An 18,329-nucleotide genomic window follows, 5' to 3' on the forward strand; every position below is an offset into this window, starting at 1 on the left:
ACAGCTAATATATTGCTTTCCTATAATAAGATTGTCAATACGCTCAATGCCGTTTTAGAACATCTTGACCCACTCACGAAAGCGTACAACACCTTCTTCGCCAAACTTGGAAAGACTTGCTATTGCTTGCTCTATCGTCTTCTCTTCATCAAGATGAGACTTAGAAAAGAACTTATCAGCATAACAAATTACCTTCTCTTCCATGGTTTCAGGGAGGAAGTCTTGCTGAGGAAGTGGCAGCTTTTGTGCAATGATTTGGCTACGAGTGATACCCGCTCCAGTATGACGTTCACAAACGCGAGCATGTCGAGGGAAGCCTTCTGCACGCAACATCTCTGCACCAATACGACCATGACAGATATAAGGCTCAGTGCCGAAACATTGTATGCCTGAGGCATTGCAACGTACGATACCTATATCATGTAGCATTGCAGCTTCCTCAATGAACTGTCTGTCAAGCGATAACTCTGGATGACAATCAGCAATAGCAAGTGCTTTATCCGCTACAGCACGACTATGAACAAGAAGGATATGACGTAGTTCGTTATCCTCGGGATAGTATTTATTGATAATTACTTGGTAATCCATATCACGAAAAAAGCCACACCTCCTCTCCCAGTCGGCTTACACCGCCATGAATGAGGAGCCGTGGCCCTATCATTTATAATAATGATTCTTTATTCTTCGTGTGCTCTCTCGATGTAAGCGATAACGTCGCCCTTGTCTACCTTGGCACCCTGCTTAGCGTTGATTTCCACTAACTTACCACCGAGGGCAGCAGGAACAGTCACGAACTCGCCCCAAGGAGCTTGAACGTAGCAGAATACATCACCTTCTTTATACTCCTTACCGATGAATGGTTCGATAGTTGGAGCAGCCTCACCATCACCTTGGAATTCCCAGAAGAGCTGACCCTTAACAGGAGAAACGATAGCATCAGCCTTAGCATGCTTGAATGCTGCTGCCTCCTCTGGGCTTACCTTTGCACCGAGTTTAGCATCCTTTGCAGCCTGAAGGTCAGCAAGGAAGTTCTTCTTAGCCTGTCCGCTCTTGTAGTTACGGTACTGCTCTGGGTGCATAGCCAACTCGAAGAGTTCCTCATCATCCTGTCCGTAATCCCATCCGTTCTCATCCATTTCCTTACGGAAGTCGTCAAGAGCGTTTGGAAGTAAGGTGTGAGGATCGGCATCAGTGAACTCAAGACCCTTCTGCTTAGCAAGGTCTTTCAACTCCTGACATATCTCACCAGGAACACGACCACTCTTACCAAGAATCATTCCCCACATAGAATCGTCCATCATTACGAAGCGACCCTTACCCTGCTCAAGGGTGAGGAGGTTCATAAGGGCAATGTTCTTTGTATATTGTGAGAATGGAGTCACCAATGGAGGATAACCTACGCGTGGCCATACATATGCCACCTCATCGAACAACTTAACAAGCATATCATCAACAGAAAGCTCTGGTTCGCCCTTCTTCTTGCGGAGGTTATTGATAGTTGAACGAATACCACCAAGGTCAGCCATCATTGAACCCATCATACCACCTGGCAAACCACAGCTAAGAAGCAATGAACTCATAATCTTATTCTGTGGGTTAATGAAGTAGCCGAGCCACTCATCAATAAACTCCTGAGTCATAGCACGTGCCTTCATGTAGGCATCCATGTTGATTTCTGGTACATCAAAGCCAGCATTCTTCAACATGCTCTGTACAGAGATAACGTCTGGATGAACCTTACCCCATGACAAAGGCTCAATAGCAACATCAAGAATATCAATACCATTCTTGGCTACCTCAAGCATAGAAGCCATTGACAAACCTGGACCAGAGTGACCGTGATATTCAAGAATAATGTCTGGATGTTTCTCCTTAATGCGACGAGTCAACTCACCAAGGAATGCAGGCTGACCGATACCAGCCATATCCTTCAAACAAAGTTCCTCTGCACCAGCTGCAATTTCCTCATCAGCCAACTTACAGTAGTACTCAATTGTATGAACAGGAGAGGTAGTGATACAGAGTGTTCCCTGTGGAGTCATACCAGCTTCCTTAGCCCACTTCAATGCAGGTGCAATATTACGAATGTCATTCAGACCGTCGAAAAGACGAGTGATATCCACACCCTGAGCATGCTTTACACGATACATCAATGCACGAACATCATCAGGAACAGGATACATACGCAAAGCGTTCAGACCGCGGTCAAGCATGTGCGTCTTGATACCAGCTTCATGCAGAATCTTGGTGTAGGCACGTACAGACTCGTTTGGGTTCTCACCAGCTAAAAGATTAACCTGTTCAAATGCACCACCATTGGTTTCTACACGTGCAAAACAGCCCATCTCAACGAAGACTGGTGCGATACGAACTAACTCATCCTTACGTGGCTGGAACTTACCAGAGCTCTGCCACATGTCTCGATAAATGAGACTGAACTCAATTTTCTTTCCCATATATATTTTCAATATGTTACTAAATGAAGGGATTGCAGCATGCAATCTGACCTGCAAAATTAGATAAAAATTTCCAAAAAACGACTGACCGCTAATATTTTTTGCAATAATTGACTATCTTTGCAGTCTAAAAGTTAGTACATGAAGAAAAAGTTTTTCCCTCTCTTCGGCTTTGCACTGCTTTTCCTTACAGCTTGTTACAACCAAGTATCGACTGGAGATTACAGTGCTATCGATGTTGAGGTTCAAATGAAAGGTGATAGTACACGCTACGGATTGGCGTGCGACGGTTGCTCTGATTCTATAATTGTTCTCCTACCAAACGAGGGAGGTGACCCTGTAAAGTTTGACATTGTAACAGCAAAACGCAATGGCATGGTTTATGGTACACCCGAGATAGGCGACGAATTAGCTATTGTTCCTAATCCTATTGACCCCTTTGAGGCAGAAATGGTTATTAATCTTGAACAAATGAAGGGTACATGGACTTTCCAAGTCTTGCCAAAGTTGAAGCCTAACCCTACGAAGACAGAGGAGGAAATATTGGCTGGCATGAGCGATTCTATGAAGGCTGCCTTGTTTACACCGCGTGAGTATGGCTTTACACTGAAGAGTTATAACCAGGCTTCACCTGTGGGTTACATCATGAAAGCTAACTCTTTGGAAGATGAAAGTCCTGTGGAATATCCTAAGGTGACTGTTTATACGAGCTGGCACATCTTCAACGGTAGACTTTATATCTATAAAGACACACTTGACGAACAGGGACACCGCATCCCACAAGACTCTGTCGGCTTTGACTCTGGTTCTATGCGCTACCTCTCTGAAGACTCCATGGCTGCTCTTTTCGGTAAGAAAGTGATGCAGTATCACCGCAAGAAGAATGCGTTGGAAGCAAACAAAGAAGCTCAAAAAGCAGAAGAGAAGAACGCTATTACACAGAGTTTTAAGAAATAAATATGTTTCTTCCGTTAAATCTATAGATGATTCTTACATAGTTTTAACGGAAGGACTGAAGTAACTTATTAAACAAAATGATAGGATAAAAACTATCAAACTACATATTTTATTATAACTTTCCGACGCAAGATACCTTTTCTTATTAATACCTCAAAGATACGGATAGAGATTTGAAAAATCATTACATAATTTCAAATAAAACATCTATAAATAAAGACAAAAACACATATAAAAGGAAGACTTGTAACCAAAAGGAAATCAATTAGTTAGAAAGTAGCATATCAAAAGATGCTTAATTGGACTTCAAAAGGGCGTTAGCAAGGGGCTTAAAGGGCACCTTTTGCAAGCCAAAAGGGCGTCTTTAAGAAACCTAAAGGGCATGTATTAGACTTGAGTCGTCTGAAAATAGTTTACATATATTGCATAATCAAGGAATAAGTTGTTTGTAGAAAACGGTCAGACACCAAATCTATTCACATTTTACCTTGTATTTATTCCCCTTTGTGAGAGCATCTAATTGGGGATAGTTATCGTAAAAATATGAGCGTTGTAATCTAATAAACCGATTTAGGTTTAATCTTTTCAAGCACAAGATTTGGCTGTTATTACAATTTTATATACCTTTGCGCAGATAATTATAGAGGTAATTTAGCCGTCATATACATAGGCTAAAAAGCCTTTCACAACCAAGGCAGCAATGCCGTTATAAAAAGGAGACCACTACAGGTTTTAAGAATATGAAGAAATTAATAGCGTTGTTTTCAATCATAACAATACTCTCCTTCTCTTGCTCAACCATCGTTTCAGCACAGGCACCAGCCAAAGCAGCGACCACAGCTACTGCTGACACACTTTCAGATGATGCACTGAACGAGACAGGTGTAGCCGATACAGCAACCGTTAAAACACCAACCGCACAAGATACGGGCATCCACCAATCCTTAAAGCGTAAGTTCATCGAGGGTAATGCAGGCTTCATGTCGTTGGTAGCATTAGCTTTGGTGTTAGGCTTAGCATTCTGTATTGAACGCATTATCTATCTAAGTCTTTCAGAAATAGACGCCAAACGATTTGTTGGTAAGTTGGATGATATGATTGTTGCAGGCGAGATTGAACAGGCAAAAGCACTGAGTCGCGACACACGTGGACCAGTAGCTTCCATCTGTTATCAAGGTTTGTTGCGTATAGACGATTCTATAGAAAATATAGAACGTAGCGTTACCTCATACGGTAGTGTTCAGAGTGCTAACCTTGAGAAGGGCTGTTCATGGATTACACTCTTCATTGCAATGGCTCCATCACTCGGTTTCCTTGGAACCGTTATCGGTATGGTTATGGCGTTCGATCAGATTCAAGAGGCTGGCGATATTAGTCCAACGATTGTGGCATCAGGTATGAAGGTGGCTTTAATTACAACCATCTTCGGTATCATCGTAGCCCTCGTGCTGCAGATATTCTACAACTATATCCTCTCAAAGATTGACCATATCACAGCACAGATGGAAGAATCAGCCATCACATTGTTGGATGCAATCATGAAATATAAACTTAAGAGAATTCAGAATTCATAATTCAAAATTCATAATTCATAATTGAGAAATTCAAAATTCATAATTATGAATTAAAGAAGTAATTACAATTATGAATTCTGAATTCTGAATTCTGAATTAAAAAGTGTTATGATGAAAATAAAAGGTATAGCAAAGATGGACGAAGAACGCATATCACAGCGTGTCCTCTACGTGATAGTAGCGTTATCAGCTATTGTCTTTTTGGCTTTCTACCTCATTGGCTATGACACCCCTTTTACAGGCAACACAGCATTCAATGCACCTATGCTTACCGACGTTTTGCTTTGGTTTATGTGGGGATTGCTTGCTATCACAACTATAGCCTCTATCGTTGCCGTAGTTCGAGGCATACGAAGAGCCAACCGAAGTGAAGGAATGACGAATGGTATTCCTGCAAGAAAGATTACCTATACTACATATGGAATAACAGCACTCATCTTACTCTTGACCTTTGTTTTCGGTTCTACGCAGACAATGATGGTCAATGGAGAGAACTTCACAGATAGCTTCTGGCTTCGTATAACAGATATGTTTGTGAACAGTTCACTACTTTTACTTGTTCTTGCAGCAGGAGTAGTAGCCTTTGGAGCGACTCGTTATTACAGAAAGGGACGCGGAAAATGATGTTTCGTAAGAGAGAACGAAGGAAAGTTCCTATACTAAATACGACGTCAACGGCAGATATTTCGTTCATGCTGTTGATATTCTTCCTTGTTGCCTCTTCTATGGACCTCGACAAAGGACTGTCACGTCAGTTGCCTGCTATCGACAAAACAAAGACACCACCTGCTGCCGTTGATAGCAGAAAAGTAATGCGTATTGTTATCGATGCGGAGAATCAAGTGACACTTGATGGAAAGGTTGTGACGATGAAGGAGCTCTTACAGCGCGCAACACAGCTTATTCAAACTAACGGAAAGGGGCATCTTATCCAGTTACAGAGCAGCCGTAACGCTTCATACGATACTTATATCCACGTGCAAAACCAATTAGTTGCAGCGTATAACACCCTTCGCAACCAACGTGCACTCAATCTTTTTGGAAAAGAGTTTGAGCTATGTAGCAACGAACAGCAGAAGCAAATAGCCGACGAAGTGCCTATGCGAATATCAGAGGTGTATACTGTTAGCAAGGCAGACAACACAGAGAAAGGGGGTACAGAATGAAACTCTATCGTGGAAGAAATCATGAGATCCCTGCATTGAACACAGCTTCTATGCCCGATCTTATCTTCTCTATTCTTTTCTTCTTCATGCTGGTTGTACACATGAGGAAAGCAAACGTACACGTAAAGTACCAAGTGCCAATGGCAACAGAGCTTTCACGCATGTATAATAATTCAACTATACAGCACATCTATATTGGTCGTCCCATCAATAGTCTCGGTCAAGTAGAAGGAGAGAAGATGGTTGTACAATTAAATGACCATATCACAACGATTCCTGAAATAAAGAAATATCTGATTCAACTCTCTGCCGCCTTACCGCCAGAACAGCGCAAGGAGCTAAGTGTAAGCATCAAGGCAGACCGCCATGCAGATATGGGTACGATTATGGATCTCAAACAAGTGTTGAGAGAGGCTAACGTGTTGAATGTCAACTTTACAGCCACAATGAGTAGGAATAACAAACTGAAGTAGGTTATAAAGTTGTAATTTGTTGTAAAAAACGACTTTTTAACTTACTTATTAAGAGTTTTTTTAATACCTTTGTAAGCAAAATCAAATTGTAAATAATGGCACATAGAAGTTTAGATCGTCTTGATAAGAAGATTCTGCACCTCATTTCTGAGGATGCAAGAATTCCATTCCTTGAGGTTGCACGTGCATGTAACGTCAGCGGTGCAGCCATTCATCAACGTATTCAGAAGTTAACAAATCTTGGAGTATTAAAGGGTTCACAGTTTATTATAGACCCAGAGCGTATCGGTTATGAGACCTGTGCATTCATTGGTTTGAACCTTAAGAATCCTGAGAAATTTGATGATGTTGTTGAAGCTCTGCGTCAGATTCCAGAGATTGTAGAGTGTCACTACACCACAGGTGAGTATGACCTCTTCTTGAAGATTTACGCATACAACAACCATCACCTTATGTCTGTCATTCACGACAAGCTGATGCCACTTGGTCTGTCACGCAGCGAGAGCTCAATCTCTTACAATGCTGTTATCGACCGCACCTTACCTATTGAGGGTATGAAGGTTGCTGACGTCGTTTTAGATGATGATGAAGAGGACGAGGAGTAAGAACATTATCTACCTATTATTAATAGCGTAGAATAACCAAAAATCCTTCTATAAAGGATGAAACATACAAAGAAGCCCGCACAGTCGATGTGTGGGTTTCTTCGTTTTCATGCTTTCCTCCCCTATTCAAACAATTTATCCCTCGATTATATCAGCTCTTATCACGTCACTTTTTACACATCATCAGCTGCGAAAAGTATTGACATAAAACTCAACAACAAGCCTCTTTTTAATGCTCAAAACCAACATAAGCCATACGCCTATAACTCCCTATTAACGAAACAGTTACAAAACAACATTTCTAAAGGTGCTTAACAAGGGCGCAAAAGGGCGTTAGTTAGCCCTCAAAAGGGCATCTTTTAGAAGCCAATTGGGCGTTAATTCAAACGCTGTTAAGCATCAATTAAAATTGGTTATGTGATTTTTCTTTACAAAATCAATAAATATAAAGACTTTAAGAAGAACTTAGTAAGAGGTACTGAACTCACAGAAACTTTATCATTTTATAAATAAAAAAAGTCCTCACAAGCAGAAATATACTTGCGAGGACTTTTCAATATAATTTATTTTAAGCTGTAGAACAATTTACGAGCGACCCATTACTACTTAGTATATGGGCTTTTACCCGTTGTCATACAACTATTATTCCTTGATATTTGGCTCTTCCAAACCGAGGTTGCGCTTCTTATCTACTACCTTCAAAGTAAGACCAATGATAAGAGCAATCACACCCAAACCAGCAAGCATAACCAACGGAGCTGTGTAGTTGAGCTGTGTTGGGTCAGTAACACCTACGTTTGTCTTATCAAGTACCTTACCAATAAGGAGTGGGAACAACCACAGACCGATATTCTGAATCCAGAAGATAAGGGCGTAAGCAGAACCAATAATCTTTGCATCTACGAGTTTTGGAACACTTGGCCACAATGAAGCTGGTACGAGTGAGAAAGAAGCACCGAGAACGAGGATGGTTACATAAGCAACGATAACACCACCTACCTGGCTTGACTTAAACTGTGGAAGAACAAAGGCAAAAGTGAGGTGACAAACAATCAGAAGCAATGAACCCAAAACGAGCATAGAAGCTGCCTTACCCTTATGATCAACATAGCTACCAAGGATTGGTGTAATACCTACTGCGAGCAATGGGAATACAGCAAAGATAGACTCTGCAGACTGACGCATATAACCCATGTAGCAATAAACTACAAGGCTCAAAACAGACAAGAAGAGCATAAAATTCTTCAAAGCCTTATTCTTCATGAAGTTGAACATGAATGCAGTTGCAGCAACAACGAGCATGATAACATACTGTATGATAGTCACACTTGATGAAGCCCAGAATGAACCTGCAGGAAGTTCGTGGAAGGTAAGGTTACACTGAAGCATATTTACAGCGTACTTCTGGAATGGGAAGATAGCTGAGTAATAAAGCACACAGAGCAATGCTACGAGCCAGAAGCCCATACTTGACAGAATCTTACCAAGGTCGCTAATCTTGAATGGATCGTCTTTCTCCTCTGCCTCACCTGTCTGTGAGTCGAGCTTCTTATCCATGAAGAAGTAAACGATGAACATCATCAATGCAATACAGATAAGTACTACACCGAAAGCTACAGAACGAGAAACATTAATATCGCCACCAAGTTTAGCAAAGAATGGTGAGAAAATCATACAGGTAGCAACACCAAGACGAGCCAAAGCCATCTCTGAACCCATTGCCAATGCCATCTCACGACCCTTGAACCACTTTACAATACCACGAGAAACAGTGATACCTGCCATCTCAACGCCACAACCAAATATCATGAAACCACAAGCTGCAACCTTTGCAGAGGCTGGCATACCCTGATAGAAAGGAGATACACCCAACTGCTCGAAGACAGGAATGTGGTTGAGGTTATTGGTAAACCATACGTCAAGTGCACTACCAGCAAAGCTGTCGCTGATGGCATAGTACTTGATTAAAGCACCAGCTAACATCACTGCACCAGACAAGATAGCAGTGAAACGAACGCCCATCTTATCGAGGATGATACCTGCGAAGATGAGGAAGAAAACGAAGACATTAAGGAATGTCTCTGAACCCTGCATAGTACCGAATGCGGTTGAGTCCCAACCTCTCTGCTCCTGCATCAACTCCTTGATTGGAGAAAGGATATCAACAAAGATGTAGGCACAGAACATTGCCAGGGATAAAAGGAGGAGAGCCGTCCAGCGCATCGCTGCTGAATCTCTCAATGATGTTTGAATTTTATCAGTCATGATGATTTTATTAGTTAACAAGTTTACGAGTTGACAAGTTTGACAAGTTGACAAGTAAACCAGTTATTTGTTAGATTATAAGTTAAAAATGAATGAATTGATGAGTGAATAGGTTGGCGAGTTAACGAGTTTATAAGTTGACGAGTTAACACGTTTACAAGTAAACGAGTTAATACTATCAAGCAACTTGTCTACTTGTTGACTTATTGACTTGTCTACTTGTTTGACAAATAAACGAGTTAATACTATCAAACAACTTGTTGACTTGTAAACTCGTTCACTTGTCTACTAATCACCTACTTCTTCAGCCAGCGGTCGAGCCAATTAAAGAATGTACGCTGCCAGAGAACACTGTTTTGTGGTTTCAATACCCAGTGGTTCTCATCAGGATAGAGAAGTAACTCAGCAGGGATACCACGCAGACGAGCTGCATTGAAAGCACCCATTCCTTGATTAGCATTAATACGATAGTCTTTCTCGCCGTGGATACAAAGGATTGGAGTATCCCACTTATCAACATTCAAATGAGGACTGTTTGCGTAAGTACGCTTTGCAGCTTCGCTCTTGTCCTTATTCCAATAAGCATCGTCATACTCCCAGTTGCTGAACCAAGCTTCCTCAGTATCTGTGTACATACTCTCAAGATTGAAAGCACCATCATGAGAGATGAAACACTTAAAGCGCTTCTTATGAATACCTGCAAGATAATAAACAGAGAAGCCACCAAATGAAGCACCAACAGCACCTAAGCGGTCTTTGTCTACAAATGGGAGATTGTTAGCTGCATCATCAATTGCTGAGAGGTAGTCGTTCATACACTGACCGGTCCAGTCGGTACTAACTTCCTCATTCCATGCACTACCAAAGCCTGGCAAGCCACGACGGTTTGGTGCAATGATGACATAGCCATTGGCTGCCATTATCTGAAAGTTCCAACGATAGCTCCAGAACTGAGAAACAGGACTTTGTGGTCCGCCTTCACAGAAGAGCAATGTAGGATATTTCTTATTTGGATCGAAGTGTGGAGGAGTAATTACCCATTCCATCATTTCCTTACCATCAGTTGTCTTTACCCAACGAGACTTTACATCACCCAAAGCTAACTGGTCATAGATATACTTATTCTCAAAGCTGAGCTGTGTCTGAACGCTTGCTTTCTCCTTCTTAGCAGGAGTTATAGCGAAGATTTCATTAGCTTGAGAGATGCTCTGACGGATAGCAAGCAACTTCTTATCACCAAGGAGTGAGATGCTTACATAGTTATGATTGCCTTCTGTAAGCTGCTTCACCTCGCCCTTAAGATTCGTCTGATAGACGTTGACCGTTGCATGCCATACACCAATGAAATAGAGGTCCTTTGAATTAAGGCTCCATGTGTAGTCGTCTACATTTGAATCGAAGCTTTCAGTAACGTATGTCTTCTTGCCTGTTGCCAATTCATAGACACAGAGGCGGTTGCGGTCACTCTCATAACCATTGTTCTTCATACTCTGCCATGCAATGTACTTGCCGTCAGGTGAGAACTTAGGGTTAACATCGTAACCTACATTCATATCGCCAGCCTGATGATTTACAGCCTGATTGCGCATACTCTTTGTAGCATCAATCTTTGGCTCAACATAGTCGGCTGGCTTGCAGAGATTCTTTGTTTGGCGAGTCTCCACATTATATATATATATGTCGGCATCGGTAGAGATAGCATACTGTGTACCTTCCTTCTTACGGCAGGTATAAGCAATGAACTTAGAATCCTTGCTCCAATCAATCTGCTCAATACCACCGAATGGTGCCAACGGACTCTCATAAGGTTCACCTTCGAGTACATCAACACCCGCACCAACACCCTCAGCAGTTACATCTGCCACAAATGGATGTGCATTTGTTCTAACGTAATGGTCCCAGTGACGATAGTTCATGTCAGTGATAACCATACCCGTAGCCTTTGGCAAGTCGCTTGGGTTCTGCTTGATAGTGCCATAGTAAGGGATGCTCTTGATAAGAACAACACGCTTACAGTCTGGAGAGAATCGGAAACCTTCGATGTCGATATCCGAATGTGTCAACTGCTTACGGTTAGTACCGTCTACATTCATTGTCCACAGCTGTCCACCTGTAAGGAATGCCAAGGTGTTGTTGTCGAGCCATGCTGCATCTCCCTCACTCTTTGCAGAGGTAGTCAGCAGACGGTCGTTCTTACCATCGGCATCCATCACGCGTAGTACCTGGTGTCCTTTGTTTTCCTTGACACTGTAATAACCCACCTGATAGACAACCTTCTTGCCATCAGGTGAGGCTTGTGCAGCACCGATACGTCCCATAGCCCAAAGTGTCTCAGGAGTCATGAGGTCACTTGTCAGCGTAATGTTGTTACGTCCGATGTTCACATCCTGTGCTTGTGCAACGCTACCACTCATCATCAGAGCCGCAGTCATTGCCATGGTTAAGTTTTTGTTCATAGTTATAGACCTTTCTTTTTCTTATTTAGCTCATCTTGCTTGCGTCGAAGTTCTTCTTGCTGCTGCTTCTGTAACTCCTGTAAAGCCTGCATACGAGCGAAGAGTCCACTACCCATATTGTTCTTAGGGTTGTTCTTTCGCTCTTCACGACGTGCTTCAAGGATAGCCAGAAGTTTCTCCTCATTGGTTGTCTTGCGCAATGCCCACATGATAGCAGCTGAGAAGAAGAGTGATATAAAGTAATAGAAGTTCAGACCTGATGAATAATCATTGAACATGAAGAAGAAGAACAATGGCATACCAAACATCATCCACTGCATCATCTTCATCTGATCAGCCTGCTGTCCAACCATCTGATCCTTCTGCTGCTGCATGGTAAACCATGTGTAGAGCAAGTTAGCACCACAGAAGAGGATACAAGTCAATGAGATATGGTCACCAACGAGCCAAACGTCATGGTTCCATGAGAAGATTGGATCGAAAGTACTGAGGTCGTGCATCCAAAGGAAGCTTTGACCACGAAGTTGGATAGCATTCGGTACGAAGTTGAACATCGCAATCCAGATTGGCATCTGTATCAACATAGGAAGACAGCCTGACAAAGGACTCACCCCATACTCTGAATACTTCTGCATCATAGCCTGTTGCTTCTGCATCTGGTCTTCTGGCTTATTGAATTGCTTCGTTGCTTCATCCAACTTTGGCTTCAACACACGCATCTTAGCAGAGCTCATATAGCTCTTCTTCACCATTGGGAAGGTAATAAGCTTTAATAATAAGGTAATGAGAATCAATACAACTCCCATTGGGAACACCTTACTCAACCAATCGAATACATAAAGAGTAAACCAACGGTTAATAATGCGGAACAATGGCCAACCAAGATATACGAGGCGTTCCATATCAAGTTCCTTTGCAAACTTACTCTCTGTTTCAACAGACTGAAGCAGACGGAAATCGTTAGGACCAAAGTAGAATTCGAACTCTGAAGGGCGCTTACCCGTTGGATCAAAGCCAGCCTTCATATTAGCCTCATAGTGCTTAAGGTAATGAGAAGACTTCTCAAGTGGTGTACTCTTAAGCTTTGCACCTGTTGCAAAGTTATCCTTTGCAATCATCACAGCAGAGAAGAACTGGTTTTTGAAAGCCACCCAGTCCATTGGCTCTTCTGTCGTCTCTTCTTTCTCTGATGTCTCGCTTAAATAGTTAGTACCACCATCATGCTTTTTGTAAGTAAGTGTTGCATAACGATTCTCAAATGTAAAACCACGTTCTTGCTGTCTACAACGATCCTGCCAATTGATATCCAATTGGTTATAGTTTGGAGCAAAGAGTCCACCCATACCCTCTGCCTGCAAAGACATATTGAGCAAATAGTCCTTACCAAGTGTATAGCTCAAGGTAAGTGTCTTACCCTTTCCTGCAACTGCTGTAAACGTAACAGTAGAATCTGTCACATTTGAAGGAGTGAAGATAAGGTCTTTTGTCTCAATATTACTATTCTTTGCAGCCAACATAAAGTTAAGGCTCTGGTCGTCACCACTAAACAAAGTAACATTCTTTTGGTCCTGTGAACCATCCTTAACAGCGATATTATGACCGATATAGTTTTTGATAACAGCCTTCTTTACAACACCACCCTTGGTACTCAAAGTCAGTTCTACCTTACTATTCTTCAGCGTAATATCCTGTGCTTTACCACTCAATGCAGAATAAAACAGTGCTGTAGTATCAGTAGCCTGCGCAGCCTTCTGCTGTGCCTGCTTCTCAGCTGCAAGTTTCGCTGTCTGAGTTTTCTTAGCTGCAGCGATAGAATCCTTTACAAATTCAGCTCTCTGCTGTGCTACCTGTTCAGCTGATGGCTGCTGCCACCAAGCAAAACCAAAGAGGATCAGGGCAATAAGTACAAACCCTGTGATTGTTCTTTTATCCATTTATTTGTTTTTCTGATTTTCAATTGAAGTCTTTACGAAGTCGAGGAAGAGCGGATGTGGACCGAGTACAGTTGACTGATACTCTGGGTGGAACTGTGTTCCAATATACCACTTCAAACCTGGTATCTCAACGATTTCAACCAAGTCGCTCTCTGGATTGCGACCAACACACATCATACCATGCTTCTCAAACTCCTTTTCATAGTCGTTATTGAACTCATAACGATGACGATGGCGCTCCTGTATATGCTCTTGCTTATAGATATTAAAGGTATGTGAACCCTGACGCAGTACGCACTCATAGGCTCCAAGGCGCATCGTACCACCCATATTGGTGATATTCTTCTGCTCTTCCATAATATCAATCACATTGTGTGTAGTCTTCTCATCTATCTCTCGTGAGTTAGCATCCTTATACCCAAGGACATTACGAGCAAACTCAATCACCATCATCTGCATACCAAGACAGATACCGAAGGTTGGGATATCATGTGTACGTGTATAGTGAGCAGCAACAATCTTACCCTCAATACCACGCTGACCAAAGCCCGGACAAACCACAATACCATCCTGTCCTTTAAGTTTCTCAGCTACATTCTCCTCTGTCAGTTCCTCAGAATTGATAAAGGTAATAACTGTTTTACGGTCGTTATAGGTTCCAGCCTGCAACAATCCTTCACGAATACTCTTATAAGCATCCTGCAAGTCATATTTACCAACAAGTCCAATGTGTACTTCCTTAGTTGCTTTACGCTGACGATCAAGAAACTCCTTCCAAGGACCGAGCGCTGGTTTAGGACCAACTTCCTCACCGCACTTACGCAGAATAGCAGCATCCAAACCCTGCTCTAACATATTTACAGGAACATCATAGATACTTGGGAGGTCCTCACTCTGTACAACGCAGTCGAAATCAACATTACAGAAAGCTGCGACCTTCTTACGAATATCATCGTCAAGATGCTTTTCTGTACGCATCACGAGCACATCTGGCTGAATACCTACACTCTGCAATTCCTTTACGCTGTGCTGAGTTGGCTTTGTCTTCAACTCACCTGCAGCCTTAAGATAAGGAACATATGTCAAGTGAAGATTGATAGCACGCTTACCCAATTCCCACTTCAACTGGCGAATAGCCTCAAGGAAAGGAGCTGACTCAATATCACCAATAGTACCACCAATCTCAGTAATCACAAAGTCATAGTGATACTTCTGCCCCAAAAGCTTAATATTACGTTTGATTTCATCCGTAATATGAGGAACAACCTGAATAGTCTTACCCAAGTAGTCGCCACGACGCTCCTTGTCAATAACGCTCTTATAGATACGTCCCGTAGTCATAGAGTTCGCCTTCGTAGTCTTAATACCTGTGAAGCGCTCATAGTGACCGAGGTCGAGGTCGGTCTCCATACCATCCTCTGTTACGTAGCACTCACCGTGCTCGTAAGGGTTCAGCGTACCTGGGTCAATGTTGATGTACGGATCAAACTTCTGAATGGTAATGTTGTAACCTCTTGCTTGAAGAAGCTTACCGATTGATGACGAGATAATTCCTTTACCAAGTGAAGAAACTACGCCGCCCGTAACGAAAATGTACTTTGTTTCAGCCACGATGTATGTATGTTTAATTATTATCTTCTAAAACGAAAATCGTTGGTTCTAAACTAAAATGCAAAGATACTAATTTTCCATGAATTAGGCGGGATATAAAGATAAAAAAAACATAGTATATTTCATTTAATTGCCACAAGACCTATAAACAGTGCTATCATCTATGATTACAATGAGATTTTATCTACCTTATGGCAGATTTTATTATTACAAAACTAAGAGACATTTTAATAAAATATTTTGCAACAAAACACCCCTTTCACAAGACTAAATCTTATATTTCAAACAGTTACTATTACATAAGAAAACTACAATTTAGCAATAACGAACTAAGAAGAATATCACAAGAGAAGACTACTCTAAAACTTTAAAGAAACTTAAAATCCTCTTTACTGCCGCATTATTGTAAAACTAAAGTTCTATTTTTGCAAACCAATTTGAGTCTAACATATAGACGATATACGTTAGGATTCACAAGGAAAGATGCTCGAGTGGTTGAAGAGGCACGCCTGGAAAGCGTGTATACCCCTAAAGGGTATCGGGGGTTCGAATCCCCCTCTTTCCGCAAGAAAGGTGTAAGCCAATGGATTACGTGGCTTGCACCTTTTTCTTTTCTGACAACTTAATATAGAAAGGGAAACATTCTAATAACCACAACTACACATCCTTACACAAAACACGTATTTTCCAATTCATTGCTTGTTATACGGCTTTATTTTCCTAACTTTGCAGAAAGTAAGATTAGGAAACGGATATTGTATCCACGTAATAACATCCAAATTTAACGAAAGAAATGATAGAACTCGATACTACCAATATGTGTTCACACCTGCAGAAGAAGCTCTTTAACGAAGAAGGTGTCTACTATCCTATATGGCAGGCGATGCAGAATGATGATGAGATAACAGCTGTGATACGTTCACGACAGTTGCATATCTACCGCAATGGTAAAAAAGTTTTAGTGCTTCCCGGCAAGGCTGTACCAAAGATTATTCGCGAAGATAGCCTCAACGAACTCTTACCTAAGGACTTACTGAAATGAAAAAAGCAATCGTCGTAGGCGCCAGCAGCGGTATCGGACATGAAGTAGCACGACTGCTCATCGCACAAGGATGGGCGGTTGGTGTGGCTGCTCGTCGTATAGACAAGTTGACAGACTTGCAAGCTATAGCACCAGAGCGAGTCTACACCGCCCAAATTGATGTAAATAACGAAGATGCAGAAACTTCCTTACTGCAACTTATAGAAGGTATGGGAGGACTCGACCTCTATTTTCATGCCGCAGGAATCGGTTGGCAAAACCCAAGTCTTAATGCTGACATAGAACTCAAAACGATGGAAACCAACGCTGTTGGATTCACACGAATGATTGGTTGTGCCTATCGCTATTTTGCCAATAAGGGAGGTGGACACATCGTATGTATCACCTCTATCGCTGGAACAAAAGGACTCGGACCGGCTCCTGCTTATAGTGCAACAAAGGCGATGCAGAACACCTATCTACAAGCATTGGAACAACTCGCTGCTTGTAAATATCATAACATCCACTTCACCGATATCCGTCCCGGCTTTGTCGACACTCCCCTACTCGCTGGTACCTCTCACCTCCCGATGCTGATGACCACAGAAAAGGTGGCACGTAGTATTATAAAGGCTATTAACAGCCGACGACACATCTGCGTCATCGATAGCCGTTGGTGCGTACTCACCTACTTATGGCGACATATCCCTAACTGGATATGGAGGCGAATGAAGCTATGTTAACCTCTTTTTCATACAAAGAAAACAAACAAAATCTCCACAACAACATAAACAAACACTAATTTCTTTCCTCATAAAATAAACTTTCAGGGTTTTCAATCATCTAAGCATATAAGTCTTAAAAGCTGTCCATAACGAAAGGGAAGGAAAAGGATAAGTAAAAGAGGAAACAACAGATAAACAAGTAACAAAACAATAATTATTTAGGATATGAGAAAATTCTGTTTAAAGATTCACCGTTGGTTTGCTTTACCATTAGGCGTAGTCATGGCTATTTTGTGCTTCAGTGGTCTGGCAATACTGCTAATAAAAGACCTCGCACCCCTCTTTGACATGAATGCCAAAGAGATGCCAATCTATACAATGGTAGTACGACTGCACCGTTGGCTCTTTATGAAACCTGAGAATGCACATGAGGGTGGACAGTCACTTGGACGCATCCTTACAGCTGTGTCAGCAATCTGTATGTCAATCGTATTGTTATCGGGTGTTGTCATCTGGTGGCCAAAGACCAAGAAGGCGTTGAAAAGTCGTTTGACCGTCAGCACTGACAAGGGTTTCCGTCGCTTTGTTTACGACTCTCACGTGTCATTAGGTATCTATGTCTTTATCTTCCTTTTCCTCATGGCACTCACTGGTCCTGTCTTCTCTTTCGGCTGGTACAGAGCGGGAATGTCTAAACTCTTCGGTCAGCCTATGCCACCAAAGGAAATGAAGATGCAACAGCCTAAAGATGGAATGAAGCAGGGCGGAACAAACGATAAAGCTTTTGCCCCTACGAACGCGAGTCAGATGAAGGGACAATCACAAACACACAAGGAGGGAGCAAAAGACATGAAAGGCGATCAGCATGGTAAGAAGCCAAAGGGCGGTATGCTCTTTAAGCAGTTACACACAGGAACATGGGGCGGATGGTTCTCACGCGTTCTCTATGCTATCGCAGCCCTTATCGGTGGCTTCCTCCCTATTAGTGGTTACTACCTGTGGTGGAAGAGAAGAAGTGCTAAGAAGAAAAAAGCATAAAACATAATCATCATATATCACAAGTCCATTGATTGTATTCGGTTGATT

The 18,329-nt window shown here is 42.0% G+C and carries 15 protein-coding genes and 1 tRNA gene; 10 read left to right on the plus strand and 6 right to left on the minus strand.

The annotated features are described in order from the left end of the window. Positions 1–54: 54 nt before the first annotated feature. Both FIU21_RS01910 and FIU21_RS01915 read right to left on the minus strand, forming a co-directional pair. Positions 55–588, minus strand: a complete 534-nt coding sequence (locus FIU21_RS01910) for an HDIG domain-containing metalloprotein (protein WP_004359627.1) — start codon at positions 586–588, stop codon at positions 55–57. An 89-nt stretch (positions 589–677) separates the two neighbouring features. Continuing rightward, positions 678–2,456, minus strand: coding sequence for a biotin/lipoyl-binding protein (locus tag FIU21_RS01915; RefSeq protein WP_004359628.1), 1,779 nt, complete (start codon positions 2,454–2,456; stop codon positions 678–680). A gap of 141 nt (positions 2,457–2,597) precedes the next feature. On the opposite strand from FIU21_RS01915, the gene FIU21_RS01920 reads away from it, so the two are divergent. The 6 genes from FIU21_RS01920 (at position 2,598) to FIU21_RS01945 (ending at position 7,231) form a co-directional block, all read left to right on the plus strand. Then, positions 2,598–3,413 carry a hypothetical protein gene (locus FIU21_RS01920; protein ID WP_004359629.1) on the plus strand — a complete coding sequence of 272 codons (816 nt, stop codon included), beginning with the start codon at positions 2,598–2,600 and terminating at the stop codon, positions 3,411–3,413. 740 nt (positions 3,414–4,153) lie between these two features. Further along, entirely contained in the window at positions 4,154–4,987 is an 834-nt protein-coding gene (locus FIU21_RS01925) for a MotA/TolQ/ExbB proton channel family protein (protein WP_004359630.1), read from the plus strand. 108 nt (positions 4,988–5,095) lie between these two features. Beyond that, on the plus strand, positions 5,096–5,611 hold the full coding sequence (locus tag FIU21_RS01930) for a hypothetical protein (protein WP_004359631.1): 516 nt from the start codon (positions 5,096–5,098) through the stop codon (positions 5,609–5,611). Further along, a complete protein-coding gene (locus FIU21_RS01935; RefSeq protein WP_004359632.1) occupies positions 5,608–6,153 on the plus strand; it encodes an ExbD/TolR family protein in 546 nt (181 codons plus the stop codon). The genes FIU21_RS01930 and FIU21_RS01935 overlap by 4 nt, the downstream gene beginning before the upstream one ends. Beyond that, on the plus strand, positions 6,150–6,626 hold the full coding sequence (locus FIU21_RS01940) for an ExbD/TolR family protein (protein WP_004359633.1): 477 nt from the start codon (positions 6,150–6,152) through the stop codon (positions 6,624–6,626). The genes FIU21_RS01935 and FIU21_RS01940 overlap by 4 nt, the downstream gene beginning before the upstream one ends. 95 nt (positions 6,627–6,721) lie before the next feature. Further along, complete coding sequence (locus FIU21_RS01945; protein WP_004359634.1) at positions 6,722–7,231, plus strand: Lrp/AsnC family transcriptional regulator; 510 nt, start codon at positions 6,722–6,724, stop codon at positions 7,229–7,231. A gap of 642 nt (positions 7,232–7,873) precedes the next feature. Here FIU21_RS01945 and FIU21_RS01950 read toward each other — a convergent pair. The 4 genes from FIU21_RS01950 to pyrG all read right to left on the minus strand — a co-directional run bounded on the left by FIU21_RS01950 (position 7,874) and on the right by pyrG (position 15,497). Then, positions 7,874–9,496, minus strand: a complete 1,623-nt coding sequence (locus FIU21_RS01950; protein WP_036885979.1) for an MFS transporter — start codon at positions 9,494–9,496, stop codon at positions 7,874–7,876. A 296-nt stretch (positions 9,497–9,792) separates the two neighbouring features. Continuing rightward, a complete protein-coding gene (dpp5, locus tag FIU21_RS01955; protein ID WP_036885981.1) occupies positions 9,793–11,952 on the minus strand; it encodes a dipeptidyl-peptidase Dpp5 in 2,160 nt (719 codons plus the stop codon). Between the two features lie 2 nt (positions 11,953–11,954). Beyond that, positions 11,955–13,886 carry a membrane protein insertase YidC gene (gene yidC, locus FIU21_RS01960; protein ID WP_004359637.1) on the minus strand — a complete coding sequence of 644 codons (1,932 nt, stop codon included), beginning with the start codon at positions 13,884–13,886 and terminating at the stop codon, positions 11,955–11,957. Further along, positions 13,887–15,497 (minus strand): CTP synthase, encoded by a 1,611-nt coding sequence (gene pyrG / locus FIU21_RS01965; RefSeq protein ID WP_036866321.1) that lies wholly within the window; start codon positions 15,495–15,497, stop codon positions 13,887–13,889. A 477-nt stretch (positions 15,498–15,974) separates the two neighbouring features. Here pyrG and FIU21_RS01970 point away from each other — a divergent pair. The 4 genes from FIU21_RS01970 to FIU21_RS01985 all read left to right on the plus strand — a co-directional run bounded on the left by FIU21_RS01970 (position 15,975) and on the right by FIU21_RS01985 (position 18,281). Beyond that, positions 15,975–16,062, plus strand: a tRNA-Ser gene (locus tag FIU21_RS01970). 228 nt (positions 16,063–16,290) lie between these two features. Then, positions 16,291–16,539 carry a hypothetical protein gene (locus FIU21_RS01975; RefSeq protein ID WP_394358101.1) on the plus strand — a complete coding sequence of 83 codons (249 nt, stop codon included), beginning with the start codon at positions 16,291–16,293 and terminating at the stop codon, positions 16,537–16,539. Beyond that, positions 16,536–17,261 carry an SDR family NAD(P)-dependent oxidoreductase gene (locus tag FIU21_RS01980; RefSeq protein ID WP_004359640.1) on the plus strand — a complete coding sequence of 242 codons (726 nt, stop codon included), beginning with the start codon at positions 16,536–16,538 and terminating at the stop codon, positions 17,259–17,261. The genes FIU21_RS01975 and FIU21_RS01980 overlap by 4 nt, the downstream gene beginning before the upstream one ends. A gap of 207 nt (positions 17,262–17,468) precedes the next feature. After that, positions 17,469–18,281, plus strand: a complete 813-nt coding sequence (locus FIU21_RS01985; RefSeq protein ID WP_004359641.1) for a PepSY-associated TM helix domain-containing protein — start codon at positions 17,469–17,471, stop codon at positions 18,279–18,281. Positions 18,282–18,329 lie beyond the last annotated feature (48 nt).

This window comes from Prevotella melaninogenica (genome assembly GCF_013267595.1).
Taxonomy (GTDB): domain Bacteria; phylum Bacteroidota; class Bacteroidia; order Bacteroidales; family Bacteroidaceae; genus Prevotella; species Prevotella melaninogenica_D.

Excerpts from the sequence above, each read along its gene's own strand:
- FIU21_RS01910 (WP_004359627.1), bottom strand. The coding sequence starts at position 588 with ATGGATTACCAAGTAATTATCAATAAATACTATCCCGAGGATAACGAA.
- FIU21_RS01915 (WP_004359628.1), bottom strand. The coding sequence starts at position 2,456 with ATGGGAAAGAAAATTGAGTTCAGTCTCATTTATCGAGACATGTGGCAG.
- FIU21_RS01920 (WP_004359629.1), top strand. The coding sequence starts at position 2,598 with ATGAAGAAAAAGTTTTTCCCTCTCTTCGGCTTTGCACTGCTTTTCCTT.
- FIU21_RS01925 (WP_004359630.1), top strand. The coding sequence starts at position 4,154 with ATGAAGAAATTAATAGCGTTGTTTTCAATCATAACAATACTCTCCTTC.
- FIU21_RS01930 (WP_004359631.1), top strand. The coding sequence starts at position 5,096 with ATGATGAAAATAAAAGGTATAGCAAAGATGGACGAAGAACGCATATCA.
- FIU21_RS01935 (WP_004359632.1), top strand. The coding sequence starts at position 5,608 with ATGATGTTTCGTAAGAGAGAACGAAGGAAAGTTCCTATACTAAATACG.
- FIU21_RS01940 (WP_004359633.1), top strand. The coding sequence starts at position 6,150 with ATGAAACTCTATCGTGGAAGAAATCATGAGATCCCTGCATTGAACACA.
- FIU21_RS01945 (WP_004359634.1), top strand. The coding sequence starts at position 6,722 with ATGGCACATAGAAGTTTAGATCGTCTTGATAAGAAGATTCTGCACCTC.
- FIU21_RS01950 (WP_036885979.1), bottom strand. The coding sequence starts at position 9,496 with ATGACTGATAAAATTCAAACATCATTGAGAGATTCAGCAGCGATGCGC.
- dpp5 (WP_036885981.1), bottom strand. The coding sequence starts at position 11,952 with ATGAACAAAAACTTAACCATGGCAATGACTGCGGCTCTGATGATGAGT.
- yidC (WP_004359637.1), bottom strand. The coding sequence starts at position 13,886 with ATGGATAAAAGAACAATCACAGGGTTTGTACTTATTGCCCTGATCCTC.
- FIU21_RS01975 (WP_394358101.1), top strand. The coding sequence starts at position 16,291 with ATGATAGAACTCGATACTACCAATATGTGTTCACACCTGCAGAAGAAG.
- FIU21_RS01980 (WP_004359640.1), top strand. The coding sequence starts at position 16,536 with ATGAAAAAAGCAATCGTCGTAGGCGCCAGCAGCGGTATCGGACATGAA.
- FIU21_RS01985 (WP_004359641.1), top strand. The coding sequence starts at position 17,469 with ATGAGAAAATTCTGTTTAAAGATTCACCGTTGGTTTGCTTTACCATTA.